This is a genomic window from Idiomarina abyssalis (assembly GCF_019797805.1).
GTDB lineage: Bacteria > Pseudomonadota > Gammaproteobacteria > Enterobacterales > Alteromonadaceae > Idiomarina > Idiomarina abyssalis.
In genome coordinates, this window is record NZ_CP081832.1 from 426148 (window position 1) to 447326 (window position 21179).

The following is a 21179-nucleotide window of genomic DNA, read 5'->3' on the forward strand; positions in this document are numbered from 1 at the left end:
GTAAGGAATAGCTATGAGTGAAGAATTAAACAAAGATGTCGATCAGCAGGAAACTCAGGAGTGGCTAGACGCTCTTGAAGGTGTGCTTGAGGCAGAAGGCCCGGAGCGCGCGCATTACCTGTTAGAACAACTGGTCGACAAAGCCCGTCGTAACGGTGCATATTTACCTTACAAGCCAACTACTGCGTATTTGAATACCATTCCGGCTAGTCAGGAACCAACCATGCCGGGCAACCAGACGCTGGAATCGCGGATTCGCTCAGCTATTCGCTGGAATGCTGCCATGATGGTGTTGCGGGCATCAAAAAAAGGCGAAGAGCTGGGCGGCCACCTTGCCAGTTTCGCTTCTTCTGCCATGTTGTACGATGTTGGTTTCAACCACTTCTTCCGCGCACCAAGTGAAGGTGACGGGGGAGACTTCCTGTTTATCCAGGGTCATGTGTCACCTGGTATTTACGGTCGCGCTTTCATTGAAGGACGCTTAACCGAAGAACAACTTAATAATTTCCGTCAGGAAGTGGATGGTAAAGGTCTACCTTCCTATCCGCATCCACATTTAATGCCTGACTTCTGGCAGTTCCCGACGGTTTCTATGGGCTTAGGTCCAATTCAGGCAATTTATTTAGCCCGCTTCCTGAAGTACCTGACTGACCGTGGTATTAAAGACTGCTCAAAACAGCGTGTTTATTGCTTCTTAGGCGACGGTGAAACCGATGAGCCGGAAAGCTTGGGGGCTATTGGTCTGGCCGCTCGTGAAGAACTCGACAACCTGACCTTTGTTATCAACTGTAACCTGCAGCGTTTAGACGGCCCGGTTCGTGGTAACGGCAAAATTATTCAGGAACTGGAAGGTAACTTCCACGGTGCTGGCTGGGAAGTGATTAAAGTTATCTGGGGCCGCTACTGGGATCCGCTGTTGTATCGTGATACCGAAGGTAAATTACAGCAGTTGATGGAAGAAACCGTTGACGGTGACTACCAGAACTTTAAAGCCAAAGGCGGTAAGTTCACGCGTGAGAACTTCTTTGGTAAGTACCCTGAAACTGAAGAAATGGTTGCCAACTTGTCAGACGAAGACATCTGGCGCTTAAACCGCGGTGGTCACGATCCGGTAAAAGTTTACTCGGCGTATCACAAAGCGGTGAACACCAAAGGTCGCCCACAGGTTATTTTAGCGAAAACCGTTAAAGGTTATGGCATGGGCGCTGCCGGTGAAGGTAAGAACATCGCGCACCAGGTTAAGAAGATGGATCTGGATGCGGTTAAGCATATGCGTGACCGTTTCAACATTCCGTTTAAAGACGACGAACTGGAAGACTTGCCGTACTACAAGTTTGAAGAAGACAGCGATGAAATGAAGTACCTGAACGAGCGTCGCGAAAAGCTTGGTGGCTATATGCCAGTACGAAACCCGGAAACGGATGTGGAACTGGAGTTGCCGGCATTGAAGGCGTTTGATGCGGTATTGAAAGGTTCAGGAGACCGGGAAATTTCATCGACTATGGCCTTTGTCCGTGTTTTAACAGCATTGTTGAAAGACAAGAAAATTGGCAAACGTATTGTGCCAATTATTCCGGACGAAGCCCGTACTTTTGGTATGGAAGGTCTGTTCCGTCAAGTGGGTATTTATTCTCACCATGGCCAGAAATACACACCACAAGATAAAGATCAGGTCGCCTATTATCGTGAAGACCAAAAAGGTCAGGTTATTCAGGAAGGCATTAACGAACTGGGTGCTATGGCGTCCTGGGTGGCAGCGGGTACCAGCTACTCGCTGAACAACGAACCCATGATTCCGTTCTACATTTATTACTCTATGTTCGGTTTCCAGCGCGTGGGCGATTTAGTCTGGGCAGCAGGCGACAGTCAGACGCGTGGCTTCCTGGTCGGTGGTACCGCCGGTCGAACAACGCTCAATGGTGAAGGTCTGCAACACCAGGACGGACAGAGCCTGGTTCACTTCGGCACAGTGCCAAACTGCATTAGCTATGACCCGACTTATGGTTATGAAATTGCTGTTATCGTGCACGATGGCCTGAAGCGCATGTTTGGCGATCAGGAAAACGTTTTCTATTACCTCACCGTAATGAATGAAAACTATCATCAGCCAGAAATGCCGGAAGGCGTCGAAGAGGGCATCGTAAAAGGTATTTACGAGCTGGATAAAGTAAAAGCGAAGAAAAAAGCCAAGGGCGATGTGCAGTTGCTTGGTAGTGGTACTATTTTGCAGCAAGTACGCGAAGCGGCGAAAATTCTGTCGGAAGACTACGACATTAACTCAACGGTTTACAGTGTGACCTCGTTCAACGAGCTGGCGCGTGACGGTCTGGATACCGACCGCTGGAACATGCTGCATCCGGAGAAGAAAGAAAAAGAAGCTTATATCACACAAGCCATGAAGAAAGCGAAAGGACCTGCTGTAGCAGCAACCGACTACATCAAGTTGTATGCTGATCAGGTTCGTGCCTGGGTTCCAACCTCTTACCGTGTACTGGGTACCGACGGTTTTGGACGCTCGGACAGCCGCGCTAACTTGCGTAAGCATTTTGAGATTAATCCGCAATACATTGTGGTTGCTGCGCTAAAAGAGTTAGCGGATCAAGGTGATATCGATAAGAAAGTGGTAGCGAAAGCTATCAAAGACTACGATATCGACACTGACAAACTCAACCCACGTTTGGCGTAAGGAGGTACTGAGATGGCCGATCAAATCGAACTCAAAGTCCCCGACGTGGGCGGAGAAGAAGTAGAAGTCATTGAAATTCTCGTCAGTAAAGGCGATACCGTTGAACAAGAAGACGGTATTGTGACGGTTGAGAGTGACAAAGCGTCAATGGATATTCCGGCATCTTCAGGCGGTAAAATTGTTGAGCTGAAGGTAAAAGTTGGCGATACCATCAGCGAAGGCGATGTACTGGCTATTGTTGAAGCTGCCGGCGACTCTGACTCTTCGGATGACGAAGAAGAGAAAGAAGACGAAAAGTCAGAGGAAAAAGAAGACAAGTCTGACGATAAAGACGAAGAAAAAGCGTCTGAGTCGAAAGATGAGGACAAAGAAGAGAAGAAAGAATCTTCTGAGCCGAAGAAGTCCTCAGGCGAGAGTAAAGTCATTGATGTGGAAGTCCCGGACATTGGTGATGAAGAAGACGTCGAAATTATTGAGATTTTGGTCTCTAAAGGCGACTCAGTCTCTGCCGAAGACGGCTTAATTACACTGGAAACCGACAAAGCCACTATGGATGTGCCTTGCCCGGAAGACGGTGAAATTGAAGAAATGCTGGTCAATGTCGGCGATAAAGTGTCGCAGGGTTCTGTCATTGCGAAACTGAAAGTATCGGGTGGCGCTGACGATTCCGAAGCAGAAGAAGACGATTCCGCGAAGGAAGATAAGTCAGAGTCTGGCAAGGAGTCGGATAAGAAATCTGATGACAAAGATCAGGACAAAGGAAAAGACAGCGGCAGCAGTGCTAAGCCAAGTAGCGAACGCCAGCCGCCGGTACCTGATCACCCAAGTCAGCGTAGCGACCGAAAAGAAGGAATTTTGCATGCGTCGCCTGCGGTACGCCGTGTCGCGCGTGAGTTTGGTGTCGACTTGTCACAAGTCAAAGGCAGCGGACCTAAAGACCGTATACTGAAAGAAGACGTACAAGATTTCGTTAAATACGAACTCTCTCGTCCGAAAGCCGTTGCGGGCGCAACTGGCCAGGGCGGTGGTGGACTGCAGGTGATTGATCCACCTAAGGTCGACTTCAGCAAGTTTGGTGAAGTGGAAGAGGTTCAACTGTCACGCATTCAGCGTAAGTCAGGACCTAACCTGCACCGCAACTGGGTGACCATACCGCACGTTACGCAATTCGACGAAGCGGATATCACCGAGCTGGAAAACTTCCGTAAATCAGAAAACGAAGTGGCTAAGAAAAAAGACCTTGGCTTCAAGATCACGCCATTGGTGTTTATTCTTAAGGCTTGTGCCAAAGCACTGCGCGAGTTCCCGACCTTCAACTCCTCGTTGTCGGAATCAGGCGAATCCTTGTACATGAAAAAGTATGTGCACATTGGTATTGCTGTAGATACACCAAATGGTCTGGTTGTTCCGGTTATTCGCGATGTTGACCAAAAAGGCATTTACGAGCTGTCAGAAGAGCTGGTCGAAATTAGCACGAAAGCACGTGACGGTAAGTTGAAAGCTACTGATATGCAGGGTGGCTGTTTCTCAATTTCCAGTCTTGGCGGTATTGGTGGTACAGCCTTTACACCAATAGTAAACGCACCGGATGTTGCCATATTGGGTGTTTCTCGTAACGAGATGAAGCCAAAATGGAACGGTAAAGAGTTTGAGCCGCGTCTGACATTGCCTCTGTCGTTGTCTTATGACCATAGGGTGATAGACGGTGCAGAAGCAGCTCGCTTTACGGCTTACTTAAGCGGTGTACTGGGAGATATCCGAAAATTGGTGCTTTAAGCACCAATTTGGACGGGAAATACGAATTAATTCGCGCTACAATAGCGCCACATTTAGCGTTGACTGACCGCGGCCGGTGGCTCAACTGGTCGTGACAAAAAAGGGGTTAACATGAGCGACAAAATTACAACACAGGTAGTAGTGTTAGGTTCGGGCCCAGGTGGATATTCAGCAGCTTTCCGCGCAGCTGATTTGGGTCTGGATGTTGTTTTGATTGAGCGTTACAGCACCTTAGGCGGTGTTTGCCTTAATGTTGGCTGTATCCCGTCAAAAGCACTGCTGCACATGACCAAGCACATTGAAGAAGCACAACACCTGGCCGCAGAAGGCATTGAGTTTGGTGAGCCGAAGATTGACCTGGACAAGCTGCGTAAGCACAAAGAGAAAGTGGTTGGTCAGTTAACCGGCGGCCTTGGTCAGATGTCGAAAATGCGTAAGGTAAAAATCGTCAACGGTTACGGTAAATTTACCGGCAGCAACACCATTAAAGTTGAAGGCGACGACGGCGAAACCGAAGTTAAATTTGATAACGCCATTATCGCGGCGGGTTCTCAGGCCATTAAATTGCCGTTCATTCCACACGACGACGACCGCGTATGGGACTCAACTGACGCACTGGAATTGAAAGAAATTCCGAAGAAAATGCTGTTGTTAGGTGGCGGTATTATCGCTCTGGAAATGGGTCAGGTTTACGCGTCATTAGGCTCTAAAGTTGATGTTGTTGAAATGACTGATCAGCTGGTGCCACCAGCGGACGCTGACATTATTAAGAGCTTCAACAAGCAAATTAAAGGTCGCTTCGAAAACGTGATGTTAAGCACCAAAGCAACCAACGTTGAAGCGAAAAAAGACGGAGTTTACGTCACTTTTGAAGGTGATAAAGCGCCAAAAGATCCGGTGAAATACGACGCGGTTCTGGTTGCTGTAGGTCGCGCACCAAACGGTAATAAAATTGATGCGGACAAAGCAGGCGTTAAGGTTGACGACCGTGGCTTCATCAATGTTGACAGCCAAATGCGTACTAACGTTGATCACATCTTCGCTATCGGCGATATCGTTGGTCAGCCAATGCTGGCGCATAAAGCGGTTCACGAATCGCATGTTGCGGCAGAAGTTATTGCCGGTAAGAAGCACTTCTTCGAACCTAAAGTCATTCCTTCTATCATGTACACCAACCCGGAAGTTGCATGGGCCGGCGTCACTGAAAAAGAAGCCAAAGATCAGGGTATTGAGTACGATGCAGTAACCTTCCCATGGTCAGCTTCAGGCCGTGCTATTGCGTCAAACGCGCAGCAAGGCATGACTAAGCTTATTTTTGATAAGAACAACCGGATTATTGGTGGTGCTATGTGTGGTACCAACGCCGGTGAGCTGCTTGGCGAAATTTGCCTGGCCATTGAAATGGGCTGTGACGCAGAAGACATCGCTCTGACCGTTCATGCACACCCAACCTTACATGAATCAGTCGGCTTAGCTGCAGAACTTCATGAAGGTTCCATTACCGATATGCCGAATCCTAAGGCGAAAAAGAAGAAGTAACATTTTGTTACGATAAATCATCGGTAAAACGGCTGCATTCATCGCGAATGTGGCCGTTTTTTTTTGCGCTGAATTTAACAATGCGCTAGTTTAGAGTGGTTAAAATAATGAACACTCAAAGAAAGGGTAACAATCGATGAAAAAATTGACCGCTGTAGCGCTAGGCGTTTCTATGGCATTAACGCTGGGTGCATGTTCACCACAGCAGGAAGAGTCTAAGCAACAAACCCGGCAGGCTGAAGAAGCAAAACAAGAACTGAGCTCTGGTGTTGTCTTAGAAAACTTTGATCACAGCGTAAAGCCAGAGAACGATCTGTATCAGTACGTTAATGGCACCTGGATTGATAAAACAGAAATTCCATCTGATCGTTCATCTGTCGGATCATTCTTCGATTTACGCCAGCAAAACCAGAAACGTTTACGCGATATCATTGAAAAAGCCGCAGCGGAAAACCCGGAGCCGGGCACTAATGAGCGTAAAATTGGTGACTTTTTCAATGCGTTCATGGACGTGGAAACCTTGAATGAACTGGGCGCTAAGCCTATTCAGAATGACTTAGCGGCCATTCAGGCGCTGGAAAACCACGATTCTGTTTCTGAGCATATGGCACGCATGTTCCGTGGTGGTGTATCAATTCCATTTGGTTTTTATGTCTACCCAGACGCGAAAGATCCACAAACTAACGCTATGTATGTTTCTCAGTCAGGTTTAGGCCTGCCTGACCGTGACTACTACCTAAAAGACGACGAGAAGTTTGAAGAATTCCGTAACGCTTACGTCGAATACGCAGAAGACATTTTGAGCATGGTTGGTGTGGAAAACGCCGGCGAAGCGGCACAGCGTATCCTGGATTTAGAAACTCAGCTAGCTGAAGTTCAGTGGAGTCGTGTAGAAAGCCGTAATGCGGACAAAACTTATAATAAAAAATCCGCAGATGAAGTGTCCGACATGCTGGCAAACTTCAACTTTAAGCGCTTCATTGAGACGTCTGATTTATCGCACGTTGAAAACATGATCATCCGTCAGCCCTCGTACTTTGAAGACTTTGGGCAGCTGTTTAGCGAAGTCGACGTACAGGCGTGGAAAGACTACTTAAGTTTCCGTCTGGTTAACGAGTATGCCTCTGCACTTAGCGAAGACATCAGTAAGCGTCGCTTTGACTTCTACGGTACTACTTTACGTGGAACACCAGAGCAAGAGCCGCGTTGGAAACGCGCAGTAGATGCAACCAACAGTGTGTTAGGTGAAGTCTTAGGCCAGGTGTACGTTAAAGAATACTTCCCGCCAGAAGCGAAAGAAAAAATGGAAGGTTTGATTGAGAACCTTCGCGACGCTTATGGTCAGTCAATCCGTAACCTGGAGTGGATGACTGAAGAGACCAAAGAAAAAGCCTTAGAGAAGCTGGAAAAATTTGATCCTAAAGTCGGTTACCCAAGCGAATGGCGCGACTACAGTAAGTTGGAAATTTCTGCCACAGACTTAGTTGCAAACTATAAAGCCTATGCTGAATTCAACTATCAGGAAGAAATTGCCAAGATTGGCGGTCCTGTTGACGAAGAAGACTGGGGTATGACACCGCAGACGGTTAATGCTTATTACAGTCCTGTGCGTAACGAAATCGTATTCCCGGCCGGTATTTTGCAGCCTCCATTCTTTGATATGGACGCAGAAATGGCGGTGAACTACGGTGGTATTGGTGCGGTAATCGGCCATGAAATGGGCCACGGCTTTGATGACCAGGGTTCTAAATACGATGGTGACGGTAACCTGCAAAGCTGGTGGACCGATGCAGACCGTCAAGCCTTTGATGAGCGCGGCCAAAAACTGTCTGACCAGTTCAGTGAGTATGAGCCAATTGAAGGTCTTAATATCAATGGTGATCTGACTCTGGGTGAGAACATTGGTGATCTGGCCGGCCTGACCATTGCGTACGAAGCCTACAAAATGTCATTAGAAGGTGAAGAAGCACCGGTTCTTGACGGCTTTACCGGCGAACAGCGTGTGTTCATCGGCTGGGCACAGGTATGGCGTGGTAAATACCGTGAAGACGCCGTTCGTGAGCAGGTCATGAGCGACCCGCATTCACCAGCAGAGTATCGTGTGAACGGCACCGTAGTTAACGTTCCGGCGTTCTACGAAGCCTTTGATGTTGAAGAAGGTGATGAGTTGTACGTCGCACCTGAAAACCGCGTTATTATCTGGTAAGATGCGTATATGAAGAAACTTTGGGCAGTTATAGCAATTACAATGACACTTTTGGTGGGGTCCATGACCTCACCAATGGTGCATGCTATGCCTGCCCAAATGTCTGACTCTACTATGCAATCAGAACAAATGAGTGAGAGTCACGACTGTTGCGAGGAAGAAGCAACCTCCTGCAGTGATATGGAAGACAGTTTTTGCCAGCAGTGCGAGCAACATTGCGCTGGTCAACTGGGACTGATGAATCCATTCAAACAACTTTCGCCAGCAGCCTCCACTCACGCTGCTGAGCCTATCTATTCAAACCTTCCGGTTATTACTGAAACGTTGATACGTCCGCCGAAACACGCAGTTTAAGCCCAGTTTTTACGTCTTAAACCGTTGTTTTCGAGGAAATACCATGCGTTATTGGATAGCTATATTAATCCTGATCCCATTTTTAACTTTGGCTCAGGAACACAACCATTCAGAAGATCAAAACCCGTTCGGGCAGAGCACCGAATATGTTTGCCCTATGCACAGCCAGGTGGTTCGTGACGAGCCGGGAACCTGCCCAATTTGCGGTATGGACTTGGTCAAGAAAGAACCTGAACAGGACCATTCTGAGCATAAAGCTGATAAAAGCTTCACCGTCCCAGAGTCCAGTCAGCAGGCTATTCGGGTTACTACGGCTAAAGCTCAGCGCAAAGACTTGCAGCCACAGTTAATGGCGCAGGCTCAGGTACGCTGGCAGGAATCTGCACAACGCCATATCCACAGCCGCGCCGAAGGCTGGGTAGAAGAATTACACGCCGACGTTGAAGGACAGTGGGTAGAAAAGGGCGACAAACTCTACAGTCTGTATGCACCCGACCTGGTCGTGGCACAGGACGACTATCTTCAACTGCTTGATTCACTCTCGGATATCCGCAACGGCGACAACCAACAAAGCTTTAAACGCCGCGGGCAGCAACGTCTGCGTTTGCTGGGCATGAGCGAAGCGCAGATTAAAGCGCTTGAGCAAGGTGGCGAAACCGAATATGTGGTGGACTATTACGCCCCTGAGTCGGGCTATATTACCAGTCTGGATATTCAGGAAGGCATGTACGTGTCGCCCGGGCTTAAGTTGCTGACGCTGACGCAGGACAATCAACTGTGGTTCTTTGCCGATGTTCCGGCGCGTTACAGCAAACAGTTAAAAACCGGGCAAATGGCCCATATTTCTTCTGAGCACTTCCCTGGCGGCCACTGGATGAACACCATTGACTACATTTATCCGCAAGTTGATCCGGTAACCCAGACCATCAAAGTCCGTATTCCGGTTAATGACTCCATTGATCGGCTGCGTGAAGGACTCTGGGCGACGGCTCATATTGAACTGGAGCCAGTAAGAGATGCTGTGGTTGTGCCGGTTGCCAGCTTAATTGTCACCGGCGCCAATAACCGCGTGGTGGTAAAATCCGGAGCGCGCGAATTTGAAGTGCGCGAAGTCACGACCGGACTGCGTGTTGGTAATGAAATTGCCATTGAAGAAGGCCTGCAGGAAGGTGAGTTAGTGGTCACTTCGGGTCAGTTCCTTCTGGACTCAGAGGCCAGCTTGCAAGGTCTGGGTCTGGATAGCAGCGATGATGCCCCTGCGCCACAACATAACCACTAGGAGGTTTTATGTTAGCTCGTATTATTGAAGCCTCCATACGTAACTCGTGGATGGTGTTACTGCTGTTCTTAGGTTTGGCTTTCTGGGCCTGGCAGTCGCTGCAGCAAACCAAACTGGACGCAATACCGGACTTGTCGGAAGTTCAGGTTATCGTCAAAACCAATTACCCGGGACAAGCGCCGGCGGTAGTGGAGGAGCAGGTGACCTATCCGCTCTCGAGTGTGATGCTGTCCGTACCTAAAGCCACCTCAGTACGCGGGTTTTCGTTCTTTGGCGATTCGTACGTTTACGTTATTTTTGAAGACGGAACCGACCCTTACTGGGCCAGAAGCCGGGTGAACGAATACCTGGATCAAGCGCAAAACCAGCTTCCGAACCAAGTTCGGCCGGAATTAGGTCCCGATGCATCCGGCATTGGCTGGGTGTATCAATACGCACTGGTTGATGAGACCAACCAGCGTAACCTGGGTGAACTAACCCGCCTGCAAAACTGGTTCCTAAAACAGGAGCTGCAAAGTGTGCAGGGGGTAGCAGAAATTGCCACGGTTGGCGGTATGGTCGAAACCTATCAGGTGGTACTTCAGCCGGAAGCCTTGCATCGTTATAACCTTACCCTGAATCAGGTAAAGCAAACCATTCAGCAGGCCAATAACGAAGTAGGTGGCTCTGTGGTTGAAATGGGCGAAGCTGAATACATGGTTCGTGGCCTGGGGTATTTGAAAAGTGTCGAAGACATTCGCAAAATTCCGTTGCCGCTCACCTCAGAGCAGCAGGGTACGGTGCTGCTGGAAGAAGTGGCTGATATTCGCATTGGGCCCCAGGTACGCCGCGGCATTACCGAGCTGAACGGCGACGGCGAAGTCGTGGGCGGTATTGTGGTCATGCGCCATGGCGAAAATGCCTTACAAACTATAGCCGCCGTTAAAGAGAAACTGGAAGAGCTGAAGCAGGGCCTGCCCGAGGGCGTTAAGGTGGTTCCGACCTATGACCGCTCAAGCCTGATCCAGGCATCGACAGACAACCTCACCACCAAGCTCATTGAAGAAATGTTCTTTGTCGCTGTGGTGTGCATTTTATTTCTCTGGCATGCGCGCTCGGCGGTGGTGGCCATTATCAGCTTACCGCTGTCGGTACTGTTCGCGGTGTGGATCATGAACATGCTGGGTATCAGCGCCAATATTATGAGCCTGGGGGGAATTGCTATTGCTATTGGGGCACTGGTAGATGCCGCCATTGTCATGATAGAGAACACCCACAAGCATCTGCAGAACTATCAGGAACGGCATCAGATAGTCGCAAAAGGTGCTGCGCGGTTGAAAATTGTTAATGAAGCCTGTCGCGAAGTGGGGCCTTCACTGTTCTTCTCGCTACTGGTCATTACCGTCAGTTTTGTTCCGGTGTTTGTGCTGCAAGGCCAACAGGGGCGTCTGTTTGAACCTTTAGCCTATACCAAAACGCTGGCCATGGCCGCGGCAGCTATTATTGCTGTAACACTGATACCGGTGCTTATTGCGTTATTGGTGCGCGGGAAAATACCTGCCGAAGAAAAGAACTGGCTGTCGCGCGGTTTAATTGCGCTTTACCGTCCATTGTTGGCTTTCACACTTAAGTTTCCTAAAACCATTATTGTGCTGGCCCTTCTGATCACAGCATCTGCCTGGCACCCGTATAAAGAGCTCAATTACGAGCTGATGCCGCCGCTACATGAAGGTGACCTCATGTACATGCCGACGACATTGCCGGGTATCAGTGTTGAAAGTGCCGGCGAGTTGCTACAGCAAACCGATAAGCTCATTGCAGAACAACCTGAAGTTGAGCGTGTGTTTGGTAAAGTTGGTCGTGCTGACACGGCTACCGATCCGGCACCAATGACCATGATAGAAACCAGCATTACCCTCAAGCCTGAAAGTGAGTGGCGTGATGGCATAACCGTGGACGACATTATTGCTGAGCTGGATGAGCGGGTGCAGATACCCGGTGTGACCAACGCCTGGGTACAACCTATCCGCACCCGCATTGAAATGCTGGCTACCGGTGTTAAAACCCCGTTAGCGATTAAAGTCAGCGGTAGTGACTTTCGTGAAATAGAAAAGCTGGCTACCCGTATTGAAGAGACGCTTTCTGAAGAGGGGGCGACAGGTTCGGTCATTGCAGAGCGCTCTGGTGGCGGTCGTTATATTGAAATAGAGCCGAAGCTACGTGAAGCCGCCCGTTACGGTATTAGCCAAAGCGACATTCACGACCATATTCAGTACGCCATTGGTGGAGCGAATATTGCGACATCGGTGCAGGGCAATGAGCGTTTCCCTATTAATCTGCGTTATCCCCGGGAGCAACGCGACCATATAGAGAAGCTGCAAACCCTGCCGGTGAAATCTGCCTCCGGACAATGGCTGACTCTGTCCGATGTCGCTGACATTCGGGTGACTCAGGGACCCGCCATGCTGAAAAGCGAAGACGCCCGCTTAAGCAGTTGGGTTTTTATTGAACCAGCGAAAGGCATCACGGTTAGCGATTACATTAATCAAGTCGGTGATGTTATGGCTAAAATGGAAATTCCGGTTGGTTACAACTGGAGCTGGACCGGACAATACAAAGCCATGCAACAGGTGGAAGGTGACTTAAAAGAGATCATTCCGCTGACGCTGTTGGTTATTCTGTTGTTGCTGTACATGACCTTCCGTTCGTTACCTCAGGCACTGCTGGTTATCGGCACTTTGCCTTTAGCTCTGACCGGCAGCCTGTGGCTGATTTATCTGCTGGACTACAACCTGTCACTGGCCGTTATTGTCGGCATGATAGCTCTTGCCGGTGTCGCCGCGGAATTCGGCGTGGTTATGTTGTTGTACCTGAACAACGCCTGGAAAGCCGTGGCTTACAATAAAAACCAGTTAAAGGCAGCGGTAGAAGAAGGCGCGTTGCTACGCGTACGACCTAAAGCCATGACCGTGCTGACCATTATTGTTGGTTTGCTGCCGATAATGCTGGGCGGGGGTGTTGGTAACGAAGTTATGCAGCGCATTGCCGCTCCCATGGTAGGAGGTATGGTTTTAGCCCCGCTGATCTCTATGCTGGTTATCCCTGCCGTGTTCTACCTGGCCCGGAAATAAGATCCGATGTGACTTGATCCTATTGCATCAGGAGAGGCGGGGGATGGTGAATGAGGGTGGCAGATGTAAAGCGCGCCTGACGGATGCTGCGAACTATTGAGGAGGTGTGCAGCGCCATGGATGGCGCTGCCCAAGCCCTACAGGGATGTATTCACGGGCGTCCTCCTCAATGGTTCCTGCAACCTCCAGCGCTCGGAATCTGCCACCCTTACCATCCCCCGCCTCTCCTGACGTGAAGGTCAGGCACCATCGTCAGGCGAAGCGTTCCCATATGGCATGGGCGGCGGGGCCTAAAGTTCTGTTAGCGGAGCGTACTAAGTGGATCTCCAAGCGCACCTGCTGGACGAATCCTGGAATAGTGATTTCAACCAGCTTACCCTGCTCGAGGGCTCCCAGAGCAATGTGTTTTGGAATAATACCCCAGCCAAAACCGGCCATCAGCAGTTCAAACTGAGTGTTAACCTCATTCACTCTTATGCGCTGCTGGCTGGGCAGCCGCAATACCGAGTCTAAGTTAATGCCAATTTCCAGGTTCTGCGGAACCAGCATTGGTAGTTCTAATAAATCCTGACGGCTTTGCGGCATACGACCAAACTCCTTCATCAGCGCGGCTGACATAACCACCGTTAATTCAAACGGCGCCACCGGTAAGGTTTCAAAGTCACCGTACTGACGAAACAAAGGCAGCCAGGGACACAGGGCTAAATCGGCGGTACCGTTATCAATGCGCTTCAGAGCACGCATTTGTGATTCTCCATCCACGTGCAGCTCGGTAGCGGGGTATTGTTGCTGAATGTGTTGAATGCTGGGCATCCAGAGTTTGCTGTCACAGGTATGGTCATAGCACAGTGTCAGCAAAGGTTCTGCACCGTGTTTCAGTTGGTTAGCCAGGGACTGTAGGCGCTGCTGCTGGCGCACCACTTCTTCTGCCTGACGTAAAAAATGGTGGCCCTGTTCGGTAAGTTCCAGACGATAACCATCACGGTTAAATAAGGCAAAACCCGCGTTCTCTTCCAGCTTCTTTAATGCCATGCTCACAGCCGATTGTGTGCGGCCGAGCTGTTCAGCTGTTTTCTGCAGGCTGCCAAGCCGGGCAACGGTGATCATCATGTGAAGGTGAGATAAATTCATTAAGTTTTACTGATGGTCTTTTTAATTTTAATTCAATATAACTGTAACTATACTTGCGGTAAACTTATTGCCATCAAACATCCCGGAAAAAACGGAATTTAAGTCATGCGCTGGTTTAAAATATTCTTAACTGTCGTTGCCGCTGCCACTGTCGTGGCTTGCAGCGAAAAAGCCGAAGTGAGTGAAGAACAGCAAGCGCGACCTGCCAGGTTAATGCAGGTAAGTGAAGCCAATGGTCCTCGTCTACGAGAGTTTCCGGCTGTGGTCGAAGCGGCGAAAGTGGCTCAATTGACTTTTCGTGTAGCGGGTGAAGTTATTGAACTGCCGGCGCGGCCTGGGACTGAAGTAAAACAAGGGGAGCTTATTGCCCGTCTGGACCCGACCGACTATCAACTGGCGGTGGACCAGGCGAAAGCCCAGTATGAACTTGCGCTATCACAATACGAACGCAATAAAGTTCTGGTGAGCGAAGGGGTTATGTCCGAAGGACAATTTGACCAAATTGAGTCAGAGCTTGCAGTTGCAAAATCAAACTACGAAACCGCTAAAGCTAACCTGCGCTATACCGAACTGACCGCGCCTTTTGACGGTGTCATTGCTAATCTGGCGGTGGAAGCTTATGAAAACATCCAGGCTAAGCAGCCCATTGTTACTTTGCAAATCAGCAACGCCATTGATATCAGTATTAATGTGCCGGAAAAGCTTTTTGCCAAGGTGAAAAAGCAGACCGACTATCAACCGGAAGTGCGCTTCGACGCAGCGCCGGGTTTTACCTATCCGGCTCATTTAAAAGAGTGGGACTCGCAATCCGACGGCGCAACCAACACCTATGAGGTGGTGTTCACGCTACCTAAACCGCAGGACATCAATGTGCTGCCGGGCATGACGGCAACAGTTATTGTCGATATTAATGAGGTGTTGCGCTCTTCTCAAATTGGTATTGTTGTGCCGGCTAAAGCCGTCTTTACCGAAAGCCGGGACGCTTCTTATGTGTGGGTGGTTAGCGACGACATGCGTGTACAAAAGCGCAAGGTGAATGTCGGACCAATGACCAACGATGGGCTCACTGTACTGGATGGGCTCGAAGCCGGTGAAATCATAGTGGTGGCCGGTGTCCATCAGCTGAAGGAAAATCAGCAAGTTCGTGAATGGCAACGCGAACGGGGGCTGTAATGAATATTGCGAAGTACAGTATGGAGCGGAAAACCACCAGTTGGATGTTTTTCCTGGTTCTGTTAATTGGTGGTCTGGTTGCTCTTACTCAGCTTGGTCGGCTGGAAGACCCTAAGTTCACCATTAAGCAGGCTATGGTCATTACGCCGTACTCCGGAGCCTCGGCGCAGCAGGTGGAAGAAGAGGTAACGTACCGGCTGGAAAACGCTATTCAGGAACTCAGCTACGTCGACCATGTACGGTCCATTTCTAAGCCTGGTTTATCGCAAATAACGGTCGAGATGAAAAGCATCTACCGGGCTGAACACCTGCGTCAAATTTGGGATGAACTGCGGCGCAAAATTAACGACGCCAAAACTCAGCTTCCCCCCGGAACCGGCGAGCCTATTATTCGTGACGACTTTGCCGACGTGTACGGCGTGATGATGGCCATTACCGGGCCAGACTATTCCTATAAAGACATTGAGCATTACGCGGACTTCCTGCGTCGCGAACTGGTGCTGATTGACGGGGTTGGAAAGGTCATGTTGGCCGGCGAGCAACAGGAACAGGTGGTGGTTGAAGTTTCTCGTTCACGGCTGGCTAACTTTGGTATTCCACCCAGCCGCATTGCCGGTTTACTGCAAACGCAAAATGCCGTAGCAAATGCCGGGCGGGTAACCGTTGACCAGGAAGCTTTGCGCATTGCCACCAGTGGCGAATTTGCCGACGTTGAAGATATGGAAAAGCTGGTTATCAGTAACCCTGGGGCCGAGCAGCGCATCTACTTGCATGATGTAGCGAACATCTACCGGGAGACCAAAGAGATTCCGGATCATGTGGTTCGTTATAACGGGCAGGCGTCGCTGTGGCTGGCGCTGTCTTTTGCGGACAACGTCAACGTGGTTGAAGTTGGTGAGCGTATCCAGAAACGGCTGGATGAACTGGATTATGCCAAACCAATAGGAATGTCGGTAGACCGTATTTATGATCAACCGCATCAGGTCGAAAACTCGGTAAATGACTTTCTGCTTAACCTGGTTGAAGCCGTTGCTATTGTCATTATTGCATTGCTGCTGACCATGGGTTTTCGCAGTGGGTTACTTATTGGAACCGTATTATTGTTAACGGTTCTTGGCACCTTTATTTTCATGCGACTGGGCGACATTAACCTGCAACGAGTATCGCTGGGAGCGCTCATTATTGCTCTGGGTATGCTGGTGGACAACGCCATTGTCATTGCCGATGGCATTATGGTTGGTATGCGGCGGGGCATGAGTAAAGTAGAAGCCGCTGTTAGTGTGGTGAAGCAAAATCAGTGGCCGCTACTGGGTGCAACCATTATTGGTATTATTGCCTTCGCCCCAATTGGTTTGTCATCAGACGCTACCGGTGAGTTTGCCGGAAGCTTATTCTGGGTGCTGCTCATTTCTTTACTATTGAGCTGGGTAACAGCTCTGACCCTCATTCCGTTTTTAGCCGACCGTTTATACTCCGCGAAGGACATTGGTAATGGCGATGATCAGGACGATGTTTTCTCTCATCCGGTATACCGCGGCTACAAAAAAATGCTGGCGGTTTGTCTGCGGCATCGCATTATCAGCATGGCGGTGATGCTGGCAATGCTGGTTGCTGCTGTGGCCGGATTCGGTCAGGTGAAACAGGCGTTCTTTCCGCCTTCGACAACGCCGCTTTTCTATGTGGATCTCTGGTATCCACAGGGCACCGATATTCGTCATACCGAACAGGATTCAAAGCGCCTGGAAGACTACCTGCTGGATAAAAGCGAAGTGACCTCGGTCTCCACCACCATAGGCCAGGGTGCGCCCCGTTTTACCCTGACCTATCTGGTGGAAAAAAGTTACGAGAGCTACGCACAGTTGCTGGTGCGGGTAGAGGACAAAGACAGCATGGATGCGTTAATGAAGGACATTCGCCAGCGTATTCGTGAAGAGCATCCGGATGTTGAGGACAAACTGATACGGGTTGAAATTGGTCCGGCTACTCCGGCAAAAATTGAAGCGCGTTTCTCTGGACCTGATATTGACGTATTGCGCCAATTAAGTAAGAAAGCGCAGAGTATTTTGGCCGAGGACGAAGGGGCGGTGAATATTCGCTCCGACTGGCGCCACCCAACCAAGCTGCTGCGACCACAATACGACGAAGCGGCGGGTCGTCGCGCCGGTATCACTAAAGAAGACGTTAACAATCTTCTGTTAGCTAACTTTGTTGGCCGGCAAATCGGTGTTTACCGCGACGGAACTGACTTGCTGCCAATAGTGCAGCGTGCCCCGGCTGCCGAACGTGTTGATCTGGACAACTGGCAGGAGTTGCAAATTTACAGCCCGGTGTTTGACCGGTTTGTACCGCTGGCGCAAGTAGCGCGCTCGATAGATGTAACCTGGGAAGACCCGCTCATATTGCGACGAGACCGTAAGCGAACGCTTACTGTTATGGCTGATCATGATCTACTGACCGATGAAACGGCGGCCCAGGTATTTGAGCGTGTCCGACCTGAACTGGAAGCCATTGAGTTGCCGCTGGGCTATGAGCTTACCTGGGGCGGAGAACATGAAGCTTCGGGTAAGGCCGAAAAAGCATTGTTTGGCGCACTGCCAATGGGTTTCCTGGTTATGTTTATCATTACCGTGCTGTTATTTAACAGTATCCGCCAGGCGGCGGTGCTTTGGACAACAGTCCCGCTGTCTATTATTGGCGTAACTGTCGGGTTGCTGTTGCTGGATAAACCTTTTGGTTTTATGGCATTACTCGGTTTTCTGAGCTTGTCCGGCATGCTGATTAAAAACGGCGTGGTGTTACTGGAGCAGGTCAATACAGAACTGGACGCCGGTAAAGAAGCGGTTCAAGCCTTAAGCGATGCCGCCGTCAGTCGTGTTCGTCCCGTTGGAATGGCGGCAGCCACCACCATTTTAGGCATGATACCGCTGCTGTTTGATGACTTCTTTGCCAGCATGGCAACGGTGATTATGTTTGGGTTGGGTTTTGCTACCGTACTAACCCTGTTTGTTGTTCCGGTTATGTACGGCATAGTCCAAAGAGTACCGCGCCCGTAACCCGGGCGCATTCATCCCGTTTATACCCTGAATTATCTGATTTATAGCCCTGCGTCATGGGAATTTAACAGCAAAATCCGTATAATGCGCCGCACTAGTGAACCGTCTAGAATTCATGCAAGCAAATGAGAGGTAATATCAGTGCTTAAAGAATATCGTCAGCACGTGGAAGAGCGCGCCGCAGAAGGCATCCCTCCGAAGCCATTAAACGCCGAGCAAGTAGCCGATTTAGTGGAATTACTGAAAAATCCGCCAGCAGGCGAGGAAGAATTCCTGGTTGAGCTTCTGGCCGAGCGTGTACCGCCGGGTGTGGATGAAGCTGCCTATGTTAAAGCAGGCTTTTTAAGCGCCATTGTTAAAGGCGAAATTGAAAGCCCGGTTGTCAGCAAAGAATACGCAGTAAAATTGCTGGGCAATATGCACGGTGGCTACAACATCGTCACTTTGGTGGAATTGCTGGACGACTCTCAGCTGGCTGAACTGGCCGCTAAAGAGCTGAAAGAAACCATCTTAATGTTCGACGCCTTCCACGACGTGGAAGAGAAAATGAAAGCCGGTAATGCGCTGGCGAAAGAAGTGGTTGAATCCTGGGCAAATGCTGAATGGTTCACCGACAGCGACGAGCTGCCTAAATCAATTAAAGCAACCGTCTTTAAAGTGACAGGCGAAACGAATACCGATGACCTGTCGCCGGCACCCGATGCCTGGTCTCGTCCGGACATTCCTTTGCACGCCAAAGCTATGTACAAAATGCCACGCGAAGGCATTACTGATGCAGGCAAGCAAATTGAAGAATTAAAAGAAAAAGGTCACCCGGTTGCCTTCGTTGGTGACGTAGTGGGTACTGGTTCTTCACGTAAATCAGCGACCAACTCAGTATTGTGGAACATTGGCGAAGACATGCCTGGCACACCAAACAAGCGTGCCGGCGGTATCTGCATTGGCTCTAAAGTCGCACCAATTTTCTTCAACACCATGAAAGACGCAGGTGCGTTGGTGTTTGAAGCCGACGTTGAAAAAATGAACATGGGCGATGTCATCACTATCTACCCATACGAAGGCAAAATCGAGAACGAAGCCGGCGACGTTATCGCTGAGTACGATTATGCGTCTCGCGTTATTTTAGATGAAGTGCGTGCCGGTGGCCGTATTAACCTGATTATTGGCCGTGGCCTGACAGAAAAGGCACGTGAATCTCTGGGCATGGGTCCATCTGACTTATTCCGTAAGCCAGAGCAACCGGCAGATAGCGGCAAAGGTTTCTCGCTGGCGCAGAAACTGGTCGGTAAAGCTTGTGGCATGGAAGGGGTTCGCCCGGGCGCTTATTGCGAACCTAAGATGACCACCGTTGGTTCTCAGGACACTACCGGTCCTATGACCCGTGACGAGTTAAAAGACCTGGCCTGCCTTGGCTTTAACTCAGACCTGGTTATGCAGTCGTTCTGTCACACCGCTGCTTATCCTAAGCCGGTTGACGTTGAAACTCAGCACACCTTGCCTGACTTTATTATGAACCGTGGCGGCGTAAGCTTACGTCCGGGCGACGGTATCATCCACAGCTGGCTGAACCGTATGTTGTTGCCAGATACCGTTGGTACCGGTGGTGACTCGCACACCCGTTTCCCGCTGGGTATTTCATTCCCGGCCGGCTCTGGTCTGGTTGCGTTCGCCGCAGCTACCGGCGTAATGCCACTGGATATGCCTGAGTCAGTATTGGTGCGTTTCAAAGGTGAAATGCAGCCGGGTATTACTTTACGTGATCTGGTTCATGCCATTCCTGCGTTTGCTATCAAAGAAGGTCACCTGACCGTTGATAAGCGCGGCAAGAAAAACATCTTCTCGGGTCGTATCTTAGAAATTGAAGGTCTTGATCACTTAACCGTAGAGCAGGCATTTGAATTGTCTGACGCTTCTGCTGAGCGTTCAGCGGCCGGTTGTACCATCGACCTGTCAGAAGAGTCGGTTGCCGAGTACCTGCGCTCTAACATCACCATGCTGCGTTGGATGATCAACGAAGGCTACGGCGATGCGCGTACGCTGGAACGTCGTGCCCGTAAGATGGAAGAATGGTTAGAAAACCCAGAGCTGACGCGTGCGGACAAAGACGCTGATTACTCGACAGTTATCGAAATTGACCTGAACGAGATAAAAGAGCCTATCGTTTGTTGCCCGAATGACCCGGACGACGCGAAGTTCTTAAGCGAAGTTGCCGGCGACAACGTCGATGAAGTTTTCATCGGTTCGTGCATGACCAACATTGGTCACTTCCGTGCAGCAGGTAAATTGTTAGAGAAAAACTCTGACCCATTAAATACCCGCCTGTGGATTGCACCACCAACGAAAATGGACAAAACCCAGCTGGAAGCCGAAGGTTATTACGACATTTATGAGCGTAATGGTGTTCGTACTGAAATGCCGGGTTGCTCACTGTGCATGGGTAACCAGGCACGGGTAGAGCCGGGCGCTACGGTACTGTCTACCTCAACCCGTAACTTCCCGAACCGCCTGGGTGATGGCGCAAACGTTTATCTGACTTCTGCAGAGCTTGCAGCTGTCGGTGCTATCGTTGGTCGCCTGCCAACTCCGGAAGAATACCTGGAGTACGCACAGGACATCAATTCGATGGCAGGCGAAGTTTACAAATACCTGAACTTCGACCAGATGGATGCCTTCCGCGACGCAGAAAAAGCGGCCAAGGAAAACATCATCCCAACCATCAACGTGGCTTAATGAGTGCTTAGGTTGCAAGGACTCTTTACGAGGACGCCCGCAAGTACTTCCCTGTAGGGCTTGGGCAGCGCCATCCATGGCGCTGCCCACCTCGTTAAGAGTCCTCGCAACCGTTGAACGCACTCATTAGCAACTTATAAAA

At 49.9% G+C, this 21179-nt stretch carries 11 protein-coding genes; 10 read left to right on the forward strand and 1 reads right to left on the reverse strand.

Annotated elements, in window-relative coordinates; translation table 11 throughout:
* Nucleotides 1-13: 13 nt before the first annotated feature.
* The 7 genes from aceE (at nt 14) to K5X84_RS02175 (ending at nt 12950) form a co-directional block, all read left to right on the forward strand.
* Complete coding sequence (aceE, locus tag K5X84_RS02145) at nt 14-2686, forward strand: pyruvate dehydrogenase (acetyl-transferring), homodimeric type (protein ID WP_222236455.1); 2673 nt, start codon at nt 14-16, stop codon at nt 2684-2686.
* 12 nt (nt 2687-2698) lie between these two features.
* Nucleotides 2699-4462 (forward strand): dihydrolipoyllysine-residue acetyltransferase, encoded by a 1764-nt coding sequence (aceF, locus tag K5X84_RS02150; RefSeq protein ID WP_222236457.1) that lies wholly within the window; start codon nt 2699-2701, stop codon nt 4460-4462.
* Nucleotides 4463-4573: 111 nt separating this feature from the next.
* Nucleotides 4574-6001 carry a dihydrolipoyl dehydrogenase gene (gene lpdA / locus K5X84_RS02155; protein WP_054489921.1) on the forward strand — a complete coding sequence of 476 codons (1428 nt, stop codon included), beginning with the start codon at nt 4574-4576 and terminating at the stop codon, nt 5999-6001.
* 136 nt (nt 6002-6137) lie between these two features.
* A complete protein-coding gene (locus K5X84_RS02160; RefSeq protein WP_222236459.1) occupies nt 6138-8207 on the forward strand; it encodes a M13 family metallopeptidase in 2070 nt (689 codons plus the stop codon).
* 9 nt (nt 8208-8216) lie between these two features.
* The gene (locus K5X84_RS02165; RefSeq protein WP_222236460.1) at nt 8217-8561 is read left to right on the forward strand and encodes a hypothetical protein; all 345 of its coding nucleotides are present in this window, start codon (nt 8217-8219) and stop codon (nt 8559-8561) included.
* Nucleotides 8562-8604: 43 nt separating this feature from the next.
* Nucleotides 8605-9840 carry an efflux RND transporter periplasmic adaptor subunit gene (locus K5X84_RS02170; RefSeq protein WP_222236461.1) on the forward strand — a complete coding sequence of 412 codons (1236 nt, stop codon included), beginning with the start codon at nt 8605-8607 and terminating at the stop codon, nt 9838-9840.
* Nucleotides 9841-9848: 8 nt separating this feature from the next.
* Nucleotides 9849-12950: an efflux RND transporter permease subunit gene (locus tag K5X84_RS02175; RefSeq protein ID WP_222236462.1), complete on the forward strand. Its 3102-nt coding sequence runs from the start codon at nt 9849-9851 to the stop codon at nt 12948-12950.
* A gap of 252 nt (nt 12951-13202) precedes the next feature.
* Here the strand turns inward: K5X84_RS02175 and K5X84_RS02180 are convergent, their stop codons facing one another.
* The gene (locus K5X84_RS02180) at nt 13203-14081 is read right to left on the reverse strand and encodes a LysR family transcriptional regulator (RefSeq protein ID WP_222236463.1); all 879 of its coding nucleotides are present in this window, start codon (nt 14079-14081) and stop codon (nt 13203-13205) included.
* Nucleotides 14082-14186: 105 nt separating this feature from the next.
* Between K5X84_RS02180 and K5X84_RS02185 the strand changes: the two genes are divergently transcribed.
* From K5X84_RS02185 to acnB, 3 genes are all read left to right on the forward strand, one after another.
* Nucleotides 14187-15254: an efflux RND transporter periplasmic adaptor subunit gene (locus K5X84_RS02185; protein WP_222236465.1), complete on the forward strand. Its 1068-nt coding sequence runs from the start codon at nt 14187-14189 to the stop codon at nt 15252-15254.
* Nucleotides 15254-18307, forward strand: a complete 3054-nt coding sequence (locus K5X84_RS02190) for an efflux RND transporter permease subunit (protein ID WP_222236466.1) — start codon at nt 15254-15256, stop codon at nt 18305-18307. The genes K5X84_RS02185 and K5X84_RS02190 overlap by 1 nt, the downstream gene beginning before the upstream one ends.
* A 141-nt stretch (nt 18308-18448) precedes the next feature.
* Nucleotides 18449-21037: a bifunctional aconitate hydratase 2/2-methylisocitrate dehydratase gene (acnB, locus tag K5X84_RS02195; protein WP_222236468.1), complete on the forward strand. Its 2589-nt coding sequence runs from the start codon at nt 18449-18451 to the stop codon at nt 21035-21037.
* Nucleotides 21038-21179: the final 142 nt, after the last annotated feature.

What these genes read in the sequence shown, in the direction of transcription:
- aceF (WP_222236457.1), top strand. Translation starts at nt 2,699, where the DNA reads ATGGCCGATCAAATCGAACTCAAAGTCCCCGACGTGGGCGGAGAAGAA.
- K5X84_RS02180 (WP_222236463.1), bottom strand. Translation starts at nt 14,081, where the DNA reads ATGAATTTATCTCACCTTCACATGATGATCACCGTTGCCCGGCTTGGC.
- K5X84_RS02165 (WP_222236460.1), top strand. Translation starts at nt 8,217, where the DNA reads ATGAAGAAACTTTGGGCAGTTATAGCAATTACAATGACACTTTTGGTG.
- K5X84_RS02160 (WP_222236459.1), top strand. Translation starts at nt 6,138, where the DNA reads ATGAAAAAATTGACCGCTGTAGCGCTAGGCGTTTCTATGGCATTAACG.
- K5X84_RS02190 (WP_222236466.1), top strand. Translation starts at nt 15,254, where the DNA reads ATGAATATTGCGAAGTACAGTATGGAGCGGAAAACCACCAGTTGGATG.
- aceE (WP_222236455.1), top strand. Translation starts at nt 14, where the DNA reads ATGAGTGAAGAATTAAACAAAGATGTCGATCAGCAGGAAACTCAGGAG.
- K5X84_RS02170 (WP_222236461.1), top strand. Translation starts at nt 8,605, where the DNA reads ATGCGTTATTGGATAGCTATATTAATCCTGATCCCATTTTTAACTTTG.
- lpdA (WP_054489921.1), top strand. Translation starts at nt 4,574, where the DNA reads ATGAGCGACAAAATTACAACACAGGTAGTAGTGTTAGGTTCGGGCCCA.
- K5X84_RS02185 (WP_222236465.1), top strand. Translation starts at nt 14,187, where the DNA reads ATGCGCTGGTTTAAAATATTCTTAACTGTCGTTGCCGCTGCCACTGTC.
- K5X84_RS02175 (WP_222236462.1), top strand. Translation starts at nt 9,849, where the DNA reads ATGTTAGCTCGTATTATTGAAGCCTCCATACGTAACTCGTGGATGGTG.